Genomic DNA, 20,178 nt, shown 5'->3' on the forward strand with positions numbered 1-20,178 from the left:
GCTCCTTTATGCTCCCCGCCCTCTCCTTCCCCCAATGGGAGGACGGCGCCATCCAGACCCCCGGCTCCGCCTCCCTGTACCTGCCGGGACATACCCGCGCCCTGACCGAGCGGGACATCCTCATCGCCCTGGGCAGCCCGGATGAGGTGCCCTGGATGCTCAACTGGGTGGGCTTCGGCGTGGACGGGACGGCGCTCTATGACGCGGAGGACCGGTTCCTCTCCGCCCGCATCACCGGCGTCAACGGGGAGACCTCCTTTACCCTCGCCCTTACCCCCGCCTCTCCCCTCCCGGAGGAGGGCGGCTGGCAGGAGACCCAGTACGGCGGCGTGTCTCTGGCCACCTGGCGCAAAGGCGACGTCTATTCCATCGTTTTCCCCTGCGGCGAGGGCTACGCCCGCTTCTCCTGCACCGGCCCAAACGCCGATTTCTGCGCCGATCTCTGTACCCGTGCCGCCTCGGTGGGCGCGGGCAGCGACGGCGGCTTTACCCTCTTTTTCCTCAAAGCCTGACCCATCAGGGGGGTGGGACGTTCTGTCCTGCCCCCCGCGTTTTTTATGATTTTCGTCATAAAATTCCCTTGTCCCCGTTTCCGCTTTGGGTTACAATAGAATTGATCGTGCAGGAAGTTTTTCAGGGACCTCAGGAGACTGTTCAGGGCGCAGCTTCGCGCCGCCGTTCCTCCCGGACCCGCGCCCCTCCGGGTGAAACGGCCTGCACCTTTTTGCGTCTCTCGCCCCTCCTGCCCGTGTATTCAATGTGTAAAGGAGATGGAACGATGAACGCGCAGAGCTGTTTTTGGATCGGATTGGCAGGCGCCTTAGCTGCTCTTGCCTTTGCCTTCCGGCAAAGGCGCAAGGTGCTCCGCTTCTCTGAAGGCACCCCGCAGATGGCACAGATTGCCGCCGCCATCCGCAAGGGCGCAAATGCCTACCTCCGGCGGCAGTACCGCACCGTGGCCCGCATCTTCGCGGTGGTCTTTGCCCTGCTGCTCCTTCTGGCGGCCTTCGGCCGGCTGGACAGCTGGTTCATCCCCTTCGCCTTTGTCACCGGCGGCTGCTGGTCGGCCCTGTCCGGCTTTGTGGGGATGCGCATCGCCACCGCCGCCAACGTCCGCACCGCCAACGCCGCCCATGAGAGCCTCAACCAGGGCTTGAAGGTGGCCTTTGCCTCCGGCGCGGTGATGGGCTTTACCGTGGTGGGGCTGGGTCTCTTGGACATCTCCATCTGGTTCCATGTGCTGCGCTACGGGGCCGGGCTGGACGCCCAGACCATCGCCCACACCATGGTCATGTTCGGCATGGGCGCCTCCTTTATGGCCCTCTTTGCCCGGGTGGGCGGCGGCATCTTCACCAAGGCCGCCGACGTGGGGGCCGACCTGGTGGGCAAGGTGGAGGCCGGCATTCCCGAGGACGACCCCCGCAACCCCGCCACCATCGCCGACAACGTGGGGGACAATGTGGGCGACGTGGCCGGGATGGGGGCTGATCTCTATGAGTCCTATGTGGGCTCCATCCTGGCCGCCTTCGCCCTGGGGGCCTCGGCGTACAGCGGGGAGGATCTGGCCTGGAACGCCATGCTCCTCCCTCTGGCCATCGCCGTGGTGGGGGTGCTGTGCTCCATCGCCGGCTCCTTCCTCATCCGCACCAAGGAAAACACCGGACAGCGGGCCCTCCTGGGCACCCTCCGGCGGGGCACCTACTCCGCCGCCCTTCTCTCCGCCATTTTAGCCGCCCCCCTCACCTATTTTATCCTGGGTCTGGAGCATATTGGCGTTTATCTGGCCATTCTGGCCGGTCTGGCCGCCGGCTGCGCCATCGGCTACTTCACCGAGCGCTATACCTCCGCCAGCTACGCCCCCACCCGCAATCTGGCCGACGCCACCGAGACCGGCGCTGGCACCACCGTCATCGGCGGCCTCTCTCTGGGGATGAAATCCACCGCCGCGCCGGTGCTCATCGTGGGCGCGGCCATTATTCTCTCCTTCCTGGCCGCCGGCGGCACCCTCTCCACCGACGCGGCCGACTACGCCCTCCGCTTTGACCGGGGTCTGTACGGCATCGGCGTGGCTGCCGTCGGAATGCTGTCCACCCTGGGCATCACCCTGGCCACCGACGCCTACGGTCCCGTGGCCGACAACGCCGGCGGCATCGCGGAAATGAGCGGTTTGGGCGAAGAAGTGCGGGACCGCACCGACGCCCTGGACTCCCTGGGCAACACCACCGCCGCCACCGGCAAGGGCTTTGCCATCGGCTCGGCCGCTCTCACCGCCCTGGCCCTGCTGGTCTCCTACGTGGACGTGGTCAAGGTCCGGGTCCCCGGTACGCTGGATCTGTCCCTCACCAATCCGGCGGTGCTGGTAGGTCTTTTTATCGGCGCCATGCTCACCTTCCTCTTTGCCGCCATGACCATGAGCGGCGTGCAGACGGCCGCCCAGGCCATCGTTCAGGAGGTCCGCCGGCAATTCCGCGAAATCACCGGCATCATGGACGGCTCCGCCCAGCCTGATTACGCCGCCTGTGTGGATCTGTGCACCAAGGGCGCCCTCCATGAGATGGTCCTCCCCTCCCTGCTGGCGGTGACGGTGCCGGTCCTGACCGGTATCTTTTTGGGAGTGGAGGCGGTGGTGGGCCTTTTGTGCGGCGTGACGGTGACCGGCTTTCTGATGGCCGTCTTTATGTCCAACGCCGGCGGCGCCTGGGACAACGCCAAAAAGTACATCGAGGGCGGCAGCCACGGCGGCAAGGGCTCCGAATGCCACAAGGCCGCCGTCATCGGCGACACGGTGGGCGACCCCTTTAAAGACACCTCCGGACCCTCCCTCAATATCCTCATCAAGCTGATGTCCACCGTGTCCATCGTTTTCTCCGGTCTGGTCATCACCCTCTCCCCCTTCTTCCTGGGGTGATGTACAAATTGTAAATTTCGTACGGAAAACGCTTTCCTTTTTTCGTGCATGTGTTATAATAGAGGTATGGCAGGGGCCTCTCCCCCGCCGGCGGACGTTCCCCCGTCCGCAACGAGAAATGCCCTCCCCCGAGGGCGGAAGGAGCTGACATCTATGAAGTTCGTGTTTACCGACAAAAAGGTCACCCTCCCCAACAAGGTCCACGCCTATGCCGAGAAGAAAGTGGGCAAGCTGGATCGCTATTTCAAGTCGGACGCGGAGGCGACCGTTGTCTTCAGTGTGGAAAAGGGCCGCAACAACGTGGAACTCACCGTCCGCTCCGGCGGCACCATCATCCGCGTGGCCGAAAGCACCTCCGATATGTTCGCCACCATCGACGCCTCCGTGGCCTCCGTGGAACGGCAGATCCGCAAAAATAAGGCCCGTCTGGCCAAGCGCCTGCGCCAGGACGCCTTTACCCGCAGCGTGGACGCCGACGAAGTCTCCTCCTTCGTGCCCGAGGTGGAAGAGGACGAGTTCAAGATCGTCCGTACCAAGAAGTTCCCCATCAAGCCCATGACCGTGGAAGAGGCCATCCTCCAGATGAATCTGCTGGGCCACTCCTTCTTTGCCTTTAAGAACACCGACGCCGACGGCGCGTTCTCGGTGGTCTATCAGCGCAACGACGGCGGCTACGGCCTCATTGAGGACGAGGGCTGAGCCTTTGTTCTCCCTCTCTGAGGGAGGTTGACACCTTTACCAAGCATAAAAGCGGGGTCAGGACCTTGAAAAGGTTCCTGACCCCGCTTCTTTTTGTCAAAAAACAGACGCTCTGCATAAACGCGGGCGACCACAAGGGTCGCCCCTACGTTTTACCGCTTTGCGCCTTCCACCGCCGTCTCGGCCAGCAGCCGGAGGACATCCTCCGTGGTATGCATCCTCTCCCGCTCCAGCAGCAGGCGGCAGCCCATGAGAAAGTAGAGCCGCACCGCCTGCTCCCGCTTGTCCTCGCCGGAAATCGCGGCAAACTCCGTTACCGTGCTCATGCCGGTGAGGCAGATGCACAAAATCGGCATGGCCGCATAGCCCGCAATGTCTGGGAGAAAACCGCTGAGCAGCTTCTCCCGATAGGCCGGGCAGCGTTTGTACATCTCCTTGGCGTCTTTCTCCCACAGGGCGGAAAATTCCTCCAAAAATCCGTCCAGCAGCTCGCCGATGGCAGCCAGCAGATACCGGCGGTACCCCTCCCCGCCGTCCGGCGCGCCAAAGGTGCGCATCTGGGCCGCGGCGTACTGGGAAACCAGGCTGGCCAGCAGATAGGATACATCATAGCAGCAGGGACCGGCAAAGGTGTACTCCATGTCGATGACCTTCATCCGCTCCCGGTCCAGGAAAATATTGCTGGTGTGGATGTCGGCATGGACGAGAGACTCCGGGGTGGACATGAATTTATGGAGCAGGTGATAAGTCTCGGCCATGATCTCCGGGGTCTCCTCCAGAATGCGGCGGAGGGGCGCGGCTTTGGGTCCGTCGTCAAAGGGGGAGCGGCGGAGGAACACCCACTGCTCCATAACCCGGCGCATCTCGGTATTGGTAAAAAAGCAGGCCAGACGCCGGAAGGTATCGGTCTCCAGATAAAATTCCGAGGTATAAAAGTTGACCGCCGCGATGAAGCGGGCACACTGCCGCCCCAGCTGGGGATAACTGTGTCCCTGGGCCAGCTCCCGGCGGCACAGCTTCAGATAGGACACGTCCTCCATGAGAAAGACATTGTTTTCCCGGTCGGCGGCATATACCTTTGGCACATAGTCGGGCGCAATGGCGCCCCGCAGCCGGAGGGACAGGTATTCCAGCCAGTTGCGGGTGGTGGGCAGACGGCATTCCACGTCCGACCGGCCGGCGCTGGCCAGGATATCCTCCCGCCCCTGCTTGACGATGAGGGACCGGTCCTCTCCGGTGACGCGAAAGAGATAGTTGATGAGGCCCGCCGTGTCCTCCTCGCTTTCGCCGATGCGGGAGATCCGCAGCCGGCCGGCGGGCACCCACTGGGGATACCGGCTGCGCAGGTAGGATTCCAAGTTATTCTTATCCAAAAGAAGCACGGTCTCCCCCGCCTTTCTCTGTGCAAATTGCCACAAGAAAAGTATAGCGAAAGGAGACCGTGAATACCAGATACAGTTTTGTCCCGGTGATGTCTTTTTTTGCCGGTCAGTCCAGCTTTATAAAGGTTGGGGTCCGTCTGCGGTAGGCGGCGATATAGCGGAAGCCCGCCGCCTGGGCCAGCGCGCCCGCCTGGGGAATGGCGGCCCCCACCACCTGGGGGCGGTGGGCGTCGGAGCCCAGGGTAAGGATCTCACCGCCCAGATCCCGGTAGAGCCGCAGAAGGCCGCTCCACTGCTCCACCGTCTCGCCCTGGGTGGTGTTGAGCTCGATGCCACGGCCGGAGCGGATGACCTTTTGCAGCATATGGGCCAGCCGGTCCCACCAGGGCTTCAGGTCCAGTTCATACTGGGGCGGCAGGTAGCGCAGGGGATAAATGATGTGGCCCAGCACGTCAAATCCCGCCGTATCCGTCAGCGCGTCCAGGGTGTCCATATAGTCCTCCAGCAGGGCCACGCAGTCCGCCCGGGTCTTGCAGCCCCTGGCCACGGTAAAAATCCCTCTCCCGCCGGCGGCGGCGCTCTGGTTGTGAAGGGAGCCGATGACAAAATCCAGCTCCGGCAGCTCCAGCGAACGGTCCACGGCCGCCGAGTCCAAAACGCCGTTGCCCACCTCTATGCCCAGGCGGATCTCCACCCGGCCGGTAAAGCGCTCCCGGGCTCTCCGCCAGTTGGCCATGGAGATGGCCCAGTCATAGTGATGGGGCAGGGGGTTGGCCTGCTGGTCCAGCAGGTTCCAGTGGTCGGTGACGCACAGCTCCGCGATCCCCGCCCGGTATGCCGCCTCCGCCTGCTGCTCCAGGGTGGCCCGGCTGTCGCTGGAGCAGTTGGTGTGCATATGGTAATCGGTCCAATACATAGCTTACTCGTCCTCTTCCGTCAAAACTTCCCCCTTAGTGTACCACAATTTCCGCGTTCTGTCATGGGTCGGCCTGATATTGCCCCAAAACCTTGGACAGCTGGCCGCGGTATTCCGCCACCGCCCACGCCGGGCTCCGCAGCTCCACCGCCGTCCCCAGGCCGAAGAGCCAGCCCATCATCTGGGTGCTGAACACCGCCTCCACCGTGACCACAAAATGCTCCGGTCCGTCGGGCACCAGGATGCTCTCCTGGCCGAAGCGGTCCAGCACCACGCCCACCATACTGTTGCGGCAGCGCAGGGAGAGCTGGGCGGTCCGGCCGCCGAACATGCCGAAATGCCGCTGGCTGTAAGAGGCCAGATCCAGCGTGCCCAGCGCCTCCCGGCCCTCCAGAGGGAGACCGGTGAGGGCCAGGTCCTCCATCCGGTCCACCCGGTAGTGGCGCAGCTCCTTCTTCTGGTGGTCGTAGCCCGCCAGATAGTAGTTGGAGCTGTCCCAGATGAGGCCGTAGGGCGAGACGGTATACCGCCTTCCCCCTCTCCGAAAAACCCGTTCTTTTTTCACGTTGTATTCAAAATACCGGAAGGACACCGCTTTCCCCGAAGAAAGGGCGGTGTGAAGCTTATCAATGCTGTAATAGACCCGCTCGTTGAGGCTTTTGGCCCGGCCGGTGTCGTACACCTGCCGCTGGAGCTGCCTGGCCTGGTGGACGCTGGCCAGAGACTCCAGCTTGTGGATGAGGGCGCTGCTCTTCCGGGAGGTGATGAACCGGCTGGACTGCACCGCGTCCACCAGCAGCTTCAGCTCGGGCAGCTGGAAGGTCCGCTGGCCGATGAACCAGCCGCCGTCCCGCCCCCGCCGGTGCTGCACGTCCAGCCCCTGCTCCCGCAACGTCTCCATATCGGCATAAATGCTCTTGCGCTCGGCGTGAATGTCCCACCCCTCCAGCGCCTGGATCAGCGCCTGGGTGGAAATGGGGTGCTCCTCGTCGCTCCGCTCCAGCAGCAGCTGACAGAGCCGCAGCACCTTCCCTTTCTGATGGGCTCCCTTCGCCATAAGCCCGTCCCCCTCTCTGCCTTTTGTCTGATGATAGTATAGCATAGATAAAGTACCATAAAAAGGACCCCATTTTCTTCTATGCCCATGTTCACTTTGGCAAGGCAGCACTTTACAAAGGCAGCGATCCGTGCTACAATTTCAGAAATATCAGGTTTCGACGCTTCTCCTCCGGGAGGGGTCGGAACCTCTCTGTTTCCAAATTTTTTTCCGGTACGCCGGAAGCTTGGGAGGCATCCCCTATGGTCATCCAGGACATTCAGGTGGGCAGGATTTCCCTGCCTCTGGCCCGTCCCTTCAAAACGGCGCTGCGCACCGTGGATCGGGTGGAGGACGTGGTGGTCCGGGTGCTGTCCGACGACGGCGCCGTAGGCTACGGCGAAGCGCCCCCCACCGCCGTCATTACCGGCGACACCATCGGCTCCATCACCTGCGCCATCCGGGACTTTATCCGTCCCGCCCTGCTGGGCCGGGACGTGGAGGATTTAGAGGGCAATATGGCGGCCCTCTCCCGCTGCATGGTGAAAAATACCTCCGCCAAGGCGGCGGTGGATATGGCCCTCTACGATCTGTGGGCCAAACGGTGGAACGCCCCCCTTTACCGGCTGCTGGGCGGCGCCCGCTCCTCTTTTGAGACCGATCTCACCATCTCGGTCAACCCCGTGGACGAGATGGTGGCCGATGCGCTGGACGCCGTGTCCAAGGGCTTCTCTATCCTAAAAATCAAGGTGGGCAAGGAGGGCCTGGCCGATGTGGAACGCATCGCCGCCATCCGCGCCGCCGTGGGACCCAATGTAGCCCTCCGGGTGGACGCCAACCAGGGCTGGACCGCCAAAGAATCGGTGGCCATCATCTCCGCCCTGGAGGACAAGGGGCTGGACATCGACCTGGTGGAACAGCCGGTCTCCGCCCACGACATTGACGGCATGGTCTATGTGACCGAGCGGGTACGGACCCCCATTCTGGCCGACGAGAGCGTGTTCTCCCCCGCCGACGCCGTGGAGCTTATCCGCCGGCACGGCGCCGACCTCATCAACATCAAGCTCATGAAGACCGGCGGCATCCACGAGGCTTTGAAGCTGTGCGCCGTGGCCGAGCTGTCGGGCGTCTCCTGCATGATCGGCTGTATGCTGGAAAGCAAGCTGGCCGTCTCCGCCGCCGCCCACCTGTGCTGCGGCAAGGGGATCATCACCCGGGCCGACCTGGACGGCCCCTCCCTGTGCGCCGTGGACCCCTTTGAGGGCGGTCCTATCTTTGACGGCCCCACTGTCTCCATGACCGACGCCCCCGGCATCGGCATCACCTCCGTCCCCTGCGATCACTGGTCCTGAGGCACTGGTATATAGCCGCCTGCGGGCGCTTATATAGGGACGGACGTGCTCATCCGTCCACATCAAAACGGAAAGAAGGAGAAGTGTGTGAAACGAGGAAAGAAACTGCTTGCCCTGGGCCTGGCCCTGTCCATGGTCCTCCCCCTGGCCTCCTGCGCTCCAGCCGATGACAACAACGACGGCGATACCGCCGGCAAATCGGTCTACCGGCAGCTCTACGCCAGCGAGGTGGAGACCCTCAACTACCTCTACACCGGCAACACCAATGACCATCAGATGTGCGCCAACATGGTGGACTGCCTGGTGGAGTACGACCAGTACGGCGTGATGCAGCCCTCCCTGGCCGAGAGCTGGGAGCACAACGACGACTACACCCAGTGGACCTTCCACATCCGCCAGGGCGTCAAGTGGATGGACGCCGACGGCAACGAGGTGGCCGACGTGACTGCCAACGACTGGGTGTCCGCCGCCCAGTATGTCTGCGACGCGGCCAACAACTCCAGCACCTATTACATGTATGACGGCATCGTCAAGAACGCCAGCGCTTACTTTGACTACACCGCCTACCTCCTGGAGAGCGAGGGCGGCACCCTCACCGCCGACGCCGACGGCAACCCCATCGAGCCGGTGGCCGAGGTCAGCTTTGACGACGTGGGCGTCACCGCCCAGGACGACTACACCCTGGTGTACACCATGGAGCAGCCCTGCACCTACTTCCCCTCCGTCCTCTCCTACGCCAGCTATATGCCGGTGTACGGCCCCTTCCTGGAGGAGCAGGGGGAAAACTTCGGTGTGGACAACTACTCCGTCCTCTATAACGGCGCTTACATCATGAGCGACTTCCAGCCCCAGAGCCAGCGCATCCTCACCAAGAACCCCACCTACTGGGACAAGGATAACGTCTTTATCGACGAGATCGACTTCCTGTACAACACCTCCGCCAGCCAGCTGGGCCCCGAGTCCTTCGTCCGCGGCGAGGTGGATTACGCCGAGATCAACGCCAGCATCCTCTCCGCCTGGCTCAGCGACAGCGAAAAGTCCCAGATGGTCTGCTCCAGCCGGCCCAACGTGTCCTACTCCTATTTCTTCTGCTTCAACTTCGAGCCCCGGTTCGACGAGTCCCTGGACCCGGATAACTGGCTGCTGGCCGTGAACAACGAGAATTTCCGCCAGTCCATCTTCCACGCCCTGGACCGGGTCAACGCCCTGGAGGTGGTGGAGCCGGAGAACCCGGAGGATCTGCTCAACAACACCATCACCCCCGCCACCTTCGCCTCCGCCGCCGGCGTGGATTACACCCAGTATCCCGCCCTCCAGGCCATCTCCGACGGGGACAGCTTCAATGAGGCCGACGCCCTGGCCTATAAGGAAAAGGCCGTGGAGGAGCTGACCGCCGCCGGCGCCACCTTCCCCATCCAGATGTACATGCGCTATAACCCCGACACCACCAACTGGGACAAGGAGTGCCAGGTCATCGAGCAGCAGCTGGAGGGCCTGCTGGGCACCGACTACATCGACGTGGTGGTGGAGGCCGGTCCCGCCACCAACTTCCTGTCCACCGTCCGCCGCGCCGGCGACTACGGCTTCATGAAGTGCAACTGGGGCGCCGACTACGCCGATCCCCAGACCTGGACCGACCCCTTCAAGGAGCAGGAAAACAGCTATAACTTCATGGCCACCGACGACGACTACGAGATCGGCCAGCAGACCTGCACCAACAAGAGCCCCGAGACCCAGGCGCTGGTGGATCAGTATTACGACCTGGTGGAGGCCGCCAAGGCCATCACCACCGACGAGGAAGCCCGCTACACCGCCTTTGCCGAGGCCGAGGCCTTCCTCATCGAGCACGCCTTTGTGATCCCCTTCTCCATCTCCAACTCCGGCTATGTGGCCACCCGCCTGAACATCTTTGAGGCGGAGTACGCCCCCTATGGCCTGGCGCTCCAGCGCTTCAAGTTCCAGAAGCTGCGCGAGGAGCCCATGAGCATGGACGAGTATACCCAGCTCTATACCCAGTGGCTCACTGACCGCGACGCTGCCCTGGCCGCTGCCGAAGCTCAGTAAGACCAGACCTGCAACGGTCCCGGAGTCCCGTCTGCCGGGACTCCGGGACCGTTTTTTCTCCCTCCGGCGGGCGGGGCTGCCGTGCCTGACCGGCTTCCGCGAGGCCGGTGACGTATGGCCGCCGCGCCGCCGTCCATCTATTTTCTCCAAAAAGGAGGCTCACTCATGGCGAAATACATCCTCAAACGCCTGCTGCGCTCCCTGCTCACCCTGTTTATCATCATCACCATCGTTTTCTCTCTGCTGCGCCTGATGCCTGTGGAGGGTTATTTTCAAAACTATGAAAAAATGACCAGCACCCAGGTGGAGCTGGGCCTCCAGAAGCTGGGGCTGGATCAGCCGCTGCCGGTGCAGCTCCTGAATTTTTACAAGGGGCTTTTGCAGGGGGACCTGGGCGTGTCCAACAAGTACCACCGCAATGTCCCCGTCCTGGAGATCATCGCCGAAAAGATCCCCGTCTCCATGAGCATCGGCCTCACCTCCCTGTGCATCGCCCTGGCGGTGGGCCTGCCATTGGGTATTTTAATGGCCCGCTCCACCCGCACCCGCCTGAAAATCGGCGATAAGCTGGGCACCGCCTTTGTGGTGCTCATCCAGGCCGTCCCCGCCGCCATTTACTATCTGGTCATCCAGTTTTTCGGTACCTCAGTGCTTCATATGCCCCTGCGGGTGAGTATGGACCAGCCGGTCACCCTCATTCTGCCGGTCCTCTCCCTGGCCCTGGGCAACATCGCCTACTACGCCATGTGGCTGCGGCGGTATATGGTGGACGAATCCAACAAGGACTATGTCCGTTTGGCCCGGGCCAAGGGCGTGCCCGCCGCCGACATCTCCAGAAAGCATATCTTCCGCAACGCCTTTGTCCCCCTGGTCCAGTTTATCCCCACCTCGGTGATCCTCACCCTCATGGGCTCCCTCTATGTGGAGAGCCTCTACTCCATCCCCGGTATGGGCGGACTGCTGGTCACCGTCATCCAGCGGCAGGACAACACCGTGGTCCAGGCGCTGGTCCTCTTCTACGCCGCCATCAGCATTCTGGGCTTGCTGGTGGGCGATATCCTCATGGCCCTGGTGGACCCGCGCATCACCTTCGGAAAGAAAGGAGGGGCCCGCTGATGCCTTCTCTGCGCTACAAAGACCGCAAAACCGAGGCGCTCAGCCAATCGGTCGGCAAGACCCTCTCCCGGGACTACAAGCCGGAGGAGTACTTTGAGCCCGCGCCCTATGACCCCTCCGCCGGTGAGCGGGGCTCCTATACCAACTACTCCTACTGGGGCTCCACCCTCCGGGCCTTTTTCCACAACCCGGTGGCGGTGTTTTTCCTGGTTTTGCTGGTGGGCATGGTGGTCTTTACCATCATTGAGCCCCTGCTCCCCTACGCTCCCGAGGCCAACACCATTTACAAGGGGGATACCAACCTGGCCCCCTGCGCCCAGTACTGGTTCGGCACCAACTCCATCGGCCAGGACCTGTGGAGCCAGATCTGGTCGGGCACCCGCACCTCCCTGTTCATCGGCTTTTCGGTGGCCCTGGTGGAAGTGGTGATGGGCGTCATCGTGGGAGTACTGTGGGGCTACGTCCGCAAGCTGGACTTCCTCCTCACGGAGCTTTACAACGTCTTTGACAACGTCCCCCAGACCCTGGTGGTCATCATCATCTCCTACATCCTCCGGCCCGGCGTGTCCACCATGATCTTCGCCATGTGCCTCACCTCCTGGCTGGCCACCGCCCGCTTTGTGCGCAATCAGGTGGTCATCATCCGGGACCGGGACTACAACCTGGCCTCCCGCTGTCTGGGCACCCCCGCCTGGCGCATCATGTTGAAAAACCTGCTCCCCTATCTGGTGAGCATCCTCACCCTCCGCATGGCCCTGGCCATTCCCGCCGCCATCGGAAACGAGGTTTTCATCACCTACATCGGCCTTGGCGTGCCTTTGGAGGTGCCCACCCTGGGCAACCTCATCAATTCCGGCCAGACCTTTATCAATGAGCCGACCCTGAACTATCAGCTCTTCCTCCCGGTGCTCATTCTGTCTATCGTCACCATCTCGTTCTATGTGGTGGGCAACGCCTTCGCCGACGCCGCCGACCCGAAAAATCACGTCAATTGAGGAGGTCATACGATGGCTGAAGATATCATCCTATCCGTCCATGACCTGGACGTGAAATTCACCCTCCGGGGCCAGACCCTCCACGCCATCCGGGGCATCTCCCTGGATGTGTACCGGGGGGAGTCCCTGGCCATTGTGGGCGAGTCCGGCTCGGGCAAAAGCGTCTTTACCAAGACCTTTATGGGCCTGCTGGACGCCAACGGCTCCATTACCGGCGGCTCCATCCGCTATGAGGGCCAGGAGCTGACCCAGCTCAAATCCGACAAGGACTGGCGGGCCATCCGGGGCCGGGAGATCGCTATGGTCATGCAGGACCCCATGACCTCCCTCAACCCCCTGAAAACCATCGGCGCCCAGATCGAGGAGGCGGTGGTGCTCCACCAGGGTCTGAAAGGCCAGCAGGCCAGGCAGGCCGTGCTGGAGGTGCTGGAAGAGGTGGGCATCGACGACCCACAGCGCCGGTACCGCCAGTATCCCCACGAATTCTCCGGCGGCATGCGCCAGCGGGTGGTCATCGCCATCGCGGTGGCCTGCCGTCCCAAGATCCTCATCTGCGACGAGCCCACCACCGCCCTGGATGTGACCATCCAGGCCCAGATTTTACAGCTCATCCGGGAATTGCAGAAAAAATACGATCTCACCACCATCTACATCACCCATGACCTGGGGGTGGTGGCCAACGTGGCCGACCGCATCGCCGTCATGTACGCCGGCGACATCGTGGAGATCGGCCGGTGTGAGGAGGTCTTTTACGACCCCCGGCACCCCTACACCTGGGCCCTCCTCTCCTCCCTGCCCCAGCTGGGCGTAAAAGGTCAGCCCCTCTACTCCATCGCCGGCACGCCCCCCAACCTCTTCCAGGAGGTCAAGGGCGACGCCTTCGCCCCCCGCAATCCCCAGGCCCTGAAGATCGACTTTGTGGAGCGTCCGCCCTACTTTGACGTGACGCCTTCCCACCGGGCCCGCACCTGGCTGCTGGACCCCAGAGCGCCCAAGGTGGAACCGCCGGAGCACATCCGGCAGCTGCGGAAACAGGGGGTGAACCCGTATGTCTGAACGTAAAAAGCTACTGGAAGTGAACAACCTGGAGGTCACCTTCGGCTCCCGCCGCCACCCCTTCCGGGCGGTAAAGGGGGTCTCCTTCGACATCTTCGAGGGCGAGACCTTCGGCCTGGTGGGGGAGTCCGGCTCGGGCAAGACCACCATCGGCCGGGCCATCATCCGCATCCACCCCACCTCCGGCGGCGAGATCCGCTACCGGGGCCAGAAAATCAACGGCCGCATCAGCGCCGCCCTGGACCGCACCGTCACCCGGCAGATCCAGATGATTTTCCAGGACCCCATGGCCTCCCTCAACGAGCGGGCCAAGGTGGACTACATCGTCTCCGAGGGCCTCTACGGCCGTCACCTCAAGGAGGAGGAGCGGCGGGAAAAGGTGGCCAAAGCCCTCTCCGACGTGGGCCTGCTGCCTGAGTTCGCCAGCCGCTTCCCCCACGAGTTCTCCGGCGGCCAGCGCCAGCGCATCGGCATCGCCCGCGCCCTCATTATGGACCCGGATTTCATCATCGCCGACGAGCCCATCTCTGCCCTGGACGTGTCCATCCGGGCCCAGGTACTCAACCTGATGAGCCAGCTGCAAAAGGAGCGGGGTCTCACCTATCTTTTCATCGCCCACGACCTCTCCGTGGTGCGCTTCATCTGCGACCGCATCGCCGTCATCCACAAGGGGGAGCTGGTGGAGCTGGCCGAGAGCGAACAGCTCTTCGCCAATCCCCTCCACCCCTACACTCAGGCCCTCCTTTCGGCCATTCCCATGCCCGACCCCATCGCCGAAAAGCAGAAAAAACTCCTGGTCTACGACCCGTCCATGCACCACTACGAAAACGATCCGCCCGCCTGGGTGGAGGTGGAGCCGGGACACTTCCTCCTTGCAAACCAGGAAGAGCTGGAGAAGATAAGAGATAAAAGATAAAAGATAGAGAACCGGGGCGGTAGACGTGGCTTGCCCCGGTTTTCTCACCGATTTTGTGGGGAAAGATGGAAGCTTTCTTTGCTTCTTTCTTTCTCGAAAGAAAGAAGGAGAAGAGATGATAACCCCCAAACCGCTTTTTCCCGGGGCGCGGGCGGCGCTGGTGTGCGCCTCCTCCGCCGTACCGGAGGACCGGCTGGAACCGGCGCTGGAGGCCGTCCGGGCTCTGGGTCTGGAGCCGGTCCCCTACCCCTCCTGCTATTTTGCCAACCGCCACGGCTACCTGGCCGCCGATGACCGCCAGCGTGCCCATGACATCAACGCCGCCTTTGCCGACCCGTCCATCGACGGCGTTCTCTCTATCCGGGGCGGCTACGGCGCCCACCGCATCCTCCCCCTGCTGGACTATGACCTGATCCGCGCCAACCCCAAATATTTTTCCGGTTACAGCGATGTGACCGCCCTCCACACCGCCTTTCAGCAGCGGTGCGGCCTGGTGACCTACCACACCCCCATGCCCTCCACCGAGTACTATGAACCGGTGGACCCCTTCACCATGGGAGAGCTGCGCCGCGCCCTCTTCGGCGCCCTAACCGGCACCCTTCCTCTCCCGGAGGGCGCCCACCACTGTGAGACCCTCTCCGGCGGCTGCGCCACCGGACGGCTGTGCGGCGGCAACCTCTCGCTGCTGGCCGCCTCCCTGGGCACCCCCTGGGAGATCGACACCACCAATAAAATCCTCTTTTTGGAGGACATCGGCGAGAAAACCTACCGCATTGACAGTATGCTCACCCAGCTGCGCAACGCCGGCAAATTCGACGCCTGCGCCGGGGTGGTGCTGGGGGCCTGGACCGACTGCGTACCCGAATACCCCGAGAAAACCCTCACCCTGGCGGAGATTTTCCGGGAGCTCATCGTCCCCGCCGGAAAGCCTGTGCTGGCCGGCCTGCCCTGCGGCCATGTGCTGCCCACCCTCTCCCTGCCTTTGGGCGAGACGGTCACCCTGGACGCCGACAGGGGCGTCTTAACTGTCCACAAGGGAGGCGATTACGGTGGATAACACGCTGGACCAGTGGCTTTCCCACGAGATCGACGCCTTCCCCGGTCAGGTCTCCCTGCTGATGACCGACCTGGAAAGCGGAACTGTCCTCCACGCCTTCCAGCCGGACGCGGTGGTCACCTCGGCCTCCACCATCAAGCTCCCTATCCTCCTCACCGTGATGGAGGCCGTCCAGCGGGACGCTTTTCAGCTCCAACAGCCCGTTGCGGTGCCCGATTCCGCCATTTTGCCCGACACCACCGTCTTTGAGGATGAAAACCGGAGGGAGACCTACCCGCTTCTGGAACTCCTCTACTGGATGATTACGGTGAGCGACAACACCGCTACCAACGTACTCATTGACCTGGTGGGCATGGAGGCGGTCAACGGCCTTTGCCGCCGCTGGGGGGCGTCCCACACCCAACTCCGGCGCAAAATGCTGGACTTTGCCGCCCAGGCCGCGGGACGGGACAACGTGACCACCGCCCGGGACCAATACGTCCTTTACGCCGGGCTCTACGAGCGGGCCCACAGCCAGGAGGGCCCCTGGGTCTTTGCCTTGGATACCCTGCTCCGCCAGCGGTGCCAGGACGCCTTCCTCCGCTATCTCAACGGCCCGGTCACCGTGGCCCACAAGACCGGCGGACTGGATCATGTCCACCACGACGCCGGGCTTTTTCTCAGCCCGAAGCGCCCCTACTATCTGGGGTGCTTCACCTGGGACGGCCCGTCGCTGGACGGTCAGCCGGAGCAGGCCCGCTTTTTGGGGAAACTCGCCCGCCGCATTTGTGATTTTTATGGGTAATTTTATTTTCTTATATTACGAGGTGTTGTTATGAAAGCGCTGATCCAAAGTCCCATCTGCCCCTTAAAATCCCGGCCCCATCTCCAGAGCGAGCTGGCGGACGAGGCGCTGCTGGGCATGACGGTGGAGGTGCTGGAGGAGAGCGGCACCGGCTGGTACCGCATCCGCACCCCCTACCGCTACGAGGGCTGGGCCCCCATGGAGGGGCTTCTCTTCGGGGAGGGACAGGTCCACTGGTGGGAAGCCCTCCCCAAGCAGGTGGTGCTGCGGGGGGTGTGCGACGTGCTGTCCGCACCCACGGTGCAGAGCTGGTGTGTGGAGACGGTGACCCGGGGCGATCTGCTCGCTCCCATTGGTAGACCGGATGACAACGGCTGGCAGCGGGTGGCCCTGCCCGACGGCCGGGAGGGGTACACCAAAACCGGTTTTTTGGGCCCGTACCACACCGCCCCCAGCTCAGACGATGAGGAGACCTTCCGCGCCGCCGTGGCCCAGACCGCCAAAACCTACCTGGGCGCCCACTATCGCTGGGGGGGTAAAACCCCCCTGGGCATCGACTGCTCCGGTCTGGTGTCCATGGCCTATCTCCTCAACGGCGTCGCCATCTACCGGGACGCCCACATCGTGGAGGGCTTCCCCGTCCACGAGATCCCCCGCAGTCAAATCAAAACCGGCGACCTTCTCTTCTTCCCCGGCCATGTGGCCCTCTACCTGGGGGACGGCCGCTACATCCACTCCACCGCCCGCAACGGCAGCGACGGCGTGGTCATCAACAGCCTGGACCCCAGCCGCCCCGACTACCGGGAGGACCTGGACAAGGGCATGACCGCCGCCGGCTCCATCTTCTGAGCAAAAAAATCCGTTTCCCTCCCAAAGCAGAAGGGAAACGGATTTTTTTAATATTTCCGCTCTTTGTCCCGAACAAAGATATGCTTGACGTTGGGCAGGTTGGTGGAACGGACGTCGATCTCAAACCGGTCCAGAGCCTTGAAGAGCTTGGTCAGCTTGGAAAAACCGAAGTTGCGGGGGTCAAAGTCTGGCTGCTTCTTGACTAGGAGATTGCCCAGCTCCCCCATGAAGGCGTAGCCCTCCTCGTCGGCCAGATCCTCCACCGAGTCGGCCAGCAGCTCCACAATATCCTCCGGCACCAGCGGCTCGCTGTTCTCCGCCTTGGGCGGCTCCGGCTTGGGGACGGGCTCCGGTTTTTTGCGGCGCTTCTTGGTGGCGTCGGCCTTCTCCTGCTCCTGCCGCTCCCGTTCCTGCCGCTCCTGCTCCGCCTTCTGCCGGGCGCGCTCCGCCTCCGCGGCGCGGGCCGCCTCCCGGGCCGCCTGTCTGGCCTTCTCCCCGGCGGCACGGATGACTTCGATGTAGACGAACTTATCGCAGGCCACGATAAAGGGGCCGGGCGTTTTTCGCTCCCCCATGCCGTAAACCTTCATCCCCGCCTCCCGCAGCCGGGTGGCCAGGCGGGTAAAGTCGCTGTCACTGGACACCAGCACGAAGCCGTCCACCCGGCCGGAATAGAGAATGTCCATGGCGTCAATAATCATCGCCGAGTCGGTGGCGTTTTTGCCGGTGGTATAGGCATATTGCTGGATGGGGGTCAGGGCGTTTTCCAGCAGCAGCGGCTTCCAGGTGGACATATTGGGGCTGGTCCAGTCGCCGTAAATGCGCTTGATGGTGGGGGTGCCGTAGACCGCCACCTCGGCCATGACCTCCTTGATGGCGGTACGGGGGGCGTTGTCGGCGTCGATGAGGACCGCCAGACGCAGGTCGTTGCTGTTGTTCTCCAAAGAGCAGCGCTCCTTTCTGAATGAGATAGGGCGTCAGTCGCTGAGGACAAAGTGGAAAAAGCGCAGCATCTCGTACCAATCGTCGCTGGTGAAGCGCACGTTTTTCTCGTCCTCCAGGGTGGCGCCGGGGTAAAAATGCCGGTCATAGGCCCGCTTGTGCTCCCGGAAGCGGATGGTCACGTCAAAGTGGTCCGGCAGGGTGAGATAGCACTTTTTGGCGTTTTTCACCGCCTTTTTGGCCCCCTCCTTAATGGCGCGGAGGGCGGCGTCGGGGTGCATGGACACCACGCTGCCCCCCCGGCCCTCGTTGACGGCTACGGTGGTGATATTGGGAATGAGCTCTTTTGCGAAGTCGCACAGGGCCTTGTCCCCCGTCAGGAAGGCCACCGGCACCTGATAGTAGGCGGCGGTATAGGCGTTCATGAGGAATTCGCTCATCCGCACGCCGTTGAGGACCACGATGTCGTTTTTCAGGTTCATGGTGTGGGACAGGGGGTTGCCGCCGCAGGAGGCCCAGGCGTGGTAGCCGGTACAGAACACGGCGTCATAGCCGTCCTGATCCAGACCGCTCATCATGCTCAGCGGGTCGCCGCTCCAGCCCCGCAGCACCCGGGCGGCCTCGGGCAACTGGGCCGGGTCCAGATTGCGGGCCGAATCGTGGGCGTCCTTGACCAGGATGGCGTCCGCGCCGCCGGCAAGGGCCCCCTCACAGGCGGCCTTGACCTCCAGGGTCATCTGCTTGCGGAAGTAATTATAGTCATAGGGGGTGGACCGCTCGGTCTCGCACCAGTCGGCAATGCCGCAGGTTCCCTCAATGTCAGCGCTGATAAACACATTCATGGCTGTTCTCCTCTCTTTTCCGTACAAACTATCTCTGTGTCTCTTTTGGATCTCACCAAACGCTTTTCCTGCAAAACGCTTTCAGAGCAAATAGACCACCAATCCCGCCACCAGCAGCAGATAAACCGCCATTCCCGGATTCAAGAGGAAAAACTTCCACTTTTCCCGCTGTGGAATGGGATTTTCCTGCGGATCGGTGACGTATCCGGTCTCTTCCAGGCGGAACCATCCCCGCCGGGTCAAGGCCACCACGATTCCCAGAATCAGCGCCCCCAGGATGACCACAGCGGCCAGATTGCCGACGGGTTCCCACGGCGTCTCCATCAGCAGCCCGCTGCCCAGGAGATTGACCGCGCTGTGGATCGCCATATTTTGCCATATATTCCCGGTATACACCGCCAGCTTGCCCAGAACCAGCCCCACACAGAAAGCGTAAAACATCTGGGACAAGTTCCCGTGGAGCAGCGCGAAGCAAAGGGCGGTGGCGGTCACCGCGAAGCGCTCCCCCCAGGGCAGCAAACGGCGCAGCAGGTATTTGCGGAACATCAGCTCCTCAAAAATGGGGGCCAGCACACACACCATCAAAAAGGTGCAGATCCAGGGAAAATCCAGCATCTCCTCCACCGGATTGCTCACCGGCCGGCCCATCAGCAGCTCGATGCCCTTGAGGACCAGCAGCGTGGCCAGATTGGACCCGTACAGCACCGCGAAGGAGAGGCTCCCCCACTCCAGCATTTCCCCAAAATCCAGCGTCCTGGGCGGGCGGCGGAGGGGCGGCGGCGGCAGATCCCGCAGCATCAGGGCAAAGAGCGGAAAGGCCACGCCGTAGCTGGAGACCGCCGAAACCAGCCACAGGCCCACCTGCTGCTCCCCTTCGTTCAGCCTCAGGAGCATCAGCGGCACCGACAGCACGACCTGGGCGCAGTTGGAGGAGAGCACATAGACCACCAGCGCCCACGCCATCCGGCTGCACCGGCGGCGCTGCTCCCTCCGCCAGGCCCACATGGGGTCGCAAAAATTTTTCTCCATGGTCCCTCCTCTCCGCCGCGGAAGGGGAAACTCCCTGTCTCCCATGGCTTTGCTCAGTTCTCCGTCTCTTAGTATACCAGTCCGGCGGCCGTTGGGCAAGAGGGCTACATATTGACAAGCCGCGCCTTCTGTAGGAGTACAATACATGTTGGACAGTTGAATAAAAAAGGATGAAGGATAGGGCCTCATCGGTTAAAGTTGAGTTGCGACACAACAACTTGACGAGAGGGGGCCA

General features: G+C 62.6%; 18 protein-coding genes. 12 read left to right on the plus strand and 6 right to left on the minus strand.

The features are described from left to right. The 3 genes from H7U37_RS11550 to hpf form a co-directional block, all read left to right on the plus strand. Positions 1-512, plus strand: a 512-nt coding sequence (locus tag H7U37_RS11550; protein ID WP_204875840.1) for a hypothetical protein, incomplete at its 5' end; no start/stop codon positions are given. Between the two features lie 266 nt (positions 513-778). Then, complete coding sequence (locus H7U37_RS11555) at positions 779-2,908, plus strand: sodium-translocating pyrophosphatase (protein WP_204875842.1); 2,130 nt, start codon at positions 779-781, stop codon at positions 2,906-2,908. Positions 2,909-3,061: 153 nt separating this feature from the next. Beyond that, the gene (gene hpf, locus H7U37_RS11560; protein ID WP_204875844.1) at positions 3,062-3,607 is read left to right on the plus strand and encodes a ribosome hibernation-promoting factor, HPF/YfiA family; all 546 of its coding nucleotides are present in this window, start codon (positions 3,062-3,064) and stop codon (positions 3,605-3,607) included. Positions 3,608-3,759: 152 nt separating this feature from the next. Here the strand turns inward: hpf and H7U37_RS11565 are convergent, their stop codons facing one another. The 3 genes from H7U37_RS11565 to H7U37_RS11575 all read right to left on the minus strand — a co-directional run bounded on the left by H7U37_RS11565 (position 3,760) and on the right by H7U37_RS11575 (position 6,962). Next, positions 3,760-4,980 carry a phosphotransferase gene (locus tag H7U37_RS11565; RefSeq protein ID WP_204875846.1) on the minus strand — a complete coding sequence of 407 codons (1,221 nt, stop codon included), beginning with the start codon at positions 4,978-4,980 and terminating at the stop codon, positions 3,760-3,762. A gap of 115 nt (positions 4,981-5,095) precedes the next feature. Further along, positions 5,096-5,905, minus strand: a complete 810-nt coding sequence (locus tag H7U37_RS11570; protein ID WP_204875848.1) for a histidinol-phosphatase HisJ family protein — start codon at positions 5,903-5,905, stop codon at positions 5,096-5,098. A gap of 61 nt (positions 5,906-5,966) precedes the next feature. After that, positions 5,967-6,962, minus strand: coding sequence for a helix-turn-helix transcriptional regulator (locus H7U37_RS11575; RefSeq protein WP_204875850.1), 996 nt, complete (start codon positions 6,960-6,962; stop codon positions 5,967-5,969). Positions 6,963-7,204: 242 nt separating this feature from the next. Between H7U37_RS11575 and H7U37_RS11580 the strand changes: the two genes are divergently transcribed. The 9 genes from H7U37_RS11580 (at position 7,205) to H7U37_RS11620 (ending at position 17,130) form a co-directional block, all read left to right on the plus strand. Beyond that, a complete protein-coding gene (locus H7U37_RS11580) occupies positions 7,205-8,293 on the plus strand; it encodes a dipeptide epimerase (protein ID WP_204875852.1) in 1,089 nt (362 codons plus the stop codon). A gap of 87 nt (positions 8,294-8,380) precedes the next feature. Then, positions 8,381-10,357 carry a peptide ABC transporter substrate-binding protein gene (locus H7U37_RS11585; RefSeq protein WP_338049828.1) on the plus strand — a complete coding sequence of 659 codons (1,977 nt, stop codon included), beginning with the start codon at positions 8,381-8,383 and terminating at the stop codon, positions 10,355-10,357. 165 nt (positions 10,358-10,522) lie between these two features. Beyond that, on the plus strand, positions 10,523-11,473 hold the full coding sequence (locus H7U37_RS11590; RefSeq protein ID WP_204875854.1) for an ABC transporter permease: 951 nt from the start codon (positions 10,523-10,525) through the stop codon (positions 11,471-11,473). After that, on the plus strand, positions 11,473-12,468 hold the full coding sequence (locus H7U37_RS11595; protein WP_204875856.1) for an ABC transporter permease: 996 nt from the start codon (positions 11,473-11,475) through the stop codon (positions 12,466-12,468). Before H7U37_RS11590 ends, H7U37_RS11595 begins: the two co-directional genes overlap by 1 nt. Before the next feature lie 12 nt (positions 12,469-12,480). Beyond that, complete coding sequence (locus H7U37_RS11600) at positions 12,481-13,524, plus strand: ABC transporter ATP-binding protein (RefSeq protein ID WP_204875858.1); 1,044 nt, start codon at positions 12,481-12,483, stop codon at positions 13,522-13,524. Continuing rightward, on the plus strand, positions 13,517-14,440 hold the full coding sequence (locus H7U37_RS11605) for an ATP-binding cassette domain-containing protein (RefSeq protein WP_204875862.1): 924 nt from the start codon (positions 13,517-13,519) through the stop codon (positions 14,438-14,440). Before H7U37_RS11600 ends, H7U37_RS11605 begins: the two co-directional genes overlap by 8 nt. A gap of 115 nt (positions 14,441-14,555) precedes the next feature. Next, on the plus strand, positions 14,556-15,497 hold the full coding sequence (locus H7U37_RS11610; protein ID WP_204875864.1) for a S66 peptidase family protein: 942 nt from the start codon (positions 14,556-14,558) through the stop codon (positions 15,495-15,497). After that, entirely contained in the window at positions 15,490-16,281 is a 792-nt protein-coding gene (locus tag H7U37_RS11615) for a serine hydrolase (protein WP_204875865.1), read from the plus strand. Before H7U37_RS11610 ends, H7U37_RS11615 begins: the two co-directional genes overlap by 8 nt. 30 nt (positions 16,282-16,311) lie before the next feature. After that, positions 16,312-17,130 (plus strand): SH3 domain-containing C40 family peptidase, encoded by an 819-nt coding sequence (locus H7U37_RS11620; RefSeq protein ID WP_204875867.1) that lies wholly within the window; start codon positions 16,312-16,314, stop codon positions 17,128-17,130. 47 nt (positions 17,131-17,177) lie between these two features. Here the strand turns inward: H7U37_RS11620 and H7U37_RS11625 are convergent, their stop codons facing one another. The 3 genes from H7U37_RS11625 to H7U37_RS11635 form a co-directional block, all read right to left on the minus strand. Then, positions 17,178-18,074, minus strand: a complete 897-nt coding sequence (locus tag H7U37_RS11625) for an NYN domain-containing protein (RefSeq protein WP_243413599.1) — start codon at positions 18,072-18,074, stop codon at positions 17,178-17,180. A gap of 33 nt (positions 18,075-18,107) precedes the next feature. After that, positions 18,108-18,914, minus strand: a complete 807-nt coding sequence (locus H7U37_RS11630) for a M55 family metallopeptidase (RefSeq protein ID WP_204875872.1) — start codon at positions 18,912-18,914, stop codon at positions 18,108-18,110. Between the two features lie 81 nt (positions 18,915-18,995). Continuing rightward, positions 18,996-19,943: a CPBP family intramembrane glutamic endopeptidase gene (locus H7U37_RS11635; RefSeq protein ID WP_204875873.1), complete on the minus strand. Its 948-nt coding sequence runs from the start codon at positions 19,941-19,943 to the stop codon at positions 18,996-18,998. Positions 19,944-20,178: the final 235 nt, after the last annotated feature.

The organism is Pseudoflavonifractor phocaeensis (assembly GCF_016901735.1).
GTDB lineage: Bacteria > Bacillota > Clostridia > Oscillospirales > Oscillospiraceae > Pseudoflavonifractor_A.

What these genes read in the sequence shown, in the direction of transcription:
- H7U37_RS11555 (WP_204875842.1), top strand. Translation starts at nt 779, where the DNA reads ATGAACGCGCAGAGCTGTTTTTGGATCGGATTGGCAGGCGCCTTAGCT.
- hpf (WP_204875844.1), top strand. Translation starts at nt 3,062, where the DNA reads ATGAAGTTCGTGTTTACCGACAAAAAGGTCACCCTCCCCAACAAGGTC.
- H7U37_RS11570 (WP_204875848.1), bottom strand. Translation starts at nt 5,905, where the DNA reads ATGTATTGGACCGATTACCATATGCACACCAACTGCTCCAGCGACAGC.
- H7U37_RS11575 (WP_204875850.1), bottom strand. Translation starts at nt 6,962, where the DNA reads ATGGCGAAGGGAGCCCATCAGAAAGGGAAGGTGCTGCGGCTCTGTCAG.
- H7U37_RS11580 (WP_204875852.1), top strand. Translation starts at nt 7,205, where the DNA reads ATGGTCATCCAGGACATTCAGGTGGGCAGGATTTCCCTGCCTCTGGCC.
- H7U37_RS11590 (WP_204875854.1), top strand. Translation starts at nt 10,523, where the DNA reads ATGGCGAAATACATCCTCAAACGCCTGCTGCGCTCCCTGCTCACCCTG.
- H7U37_RS11595 (WP_204875856.1), top strand. Translation starts at nt 11,473, where the DNA reads ATGCCTTCTCTGCGCTACAAAGACCGCAAAACCGAGGCGCTCAGCCAA.
- H7U37_RS11600 (WP_204875858.1), top strand. Translation starts at nt 12,481, where the DNA reads ATGGCTGAAGATATCATCCTATCCGTCCATGACCTGGACGTGAAATTC.
- H7U37_RS11605 (WP_204875862.1), top strand. Translation starts at nt 13,517, where the DNA reads ATGTCTGAACGTAAAAAGCTACTGGAAGTGAACAACCTGGAGGTCACC.
- H7U37_RS11610 (WP_204875864.1), top strand. Translation starts at nt 14,556, where the DNA reads ATGATAACCCCCAAACCGCTTTTTCCCGGGGCGCGGGCGGCGCTGGTG.
- H7U37_RS11620 (WP_204875867.1), top strand. Translation starts at nt 16,312, where the DNA reads ATGAAAGCGCTGATCCAAAGTCCCATCTGCCCCTTAAAATCCCGGCCC.
- H7U37_RS11630 (WP_204875872.1), bottom strand. Translation starts at nt 18,914, where the DNA reads ATGAATGTGTTTATCAGCGCTGACATTGAGGGAACCTGCGGCATTGCC.
- H7U37_RS11635 (WP_204875873.1), bottom strand. Translation starts at nt 19,943, where the DNA reads ATGGAGAAAAATTTTTGCGACCCCATGTGGGCCTGGCGGAGGGAGCAG.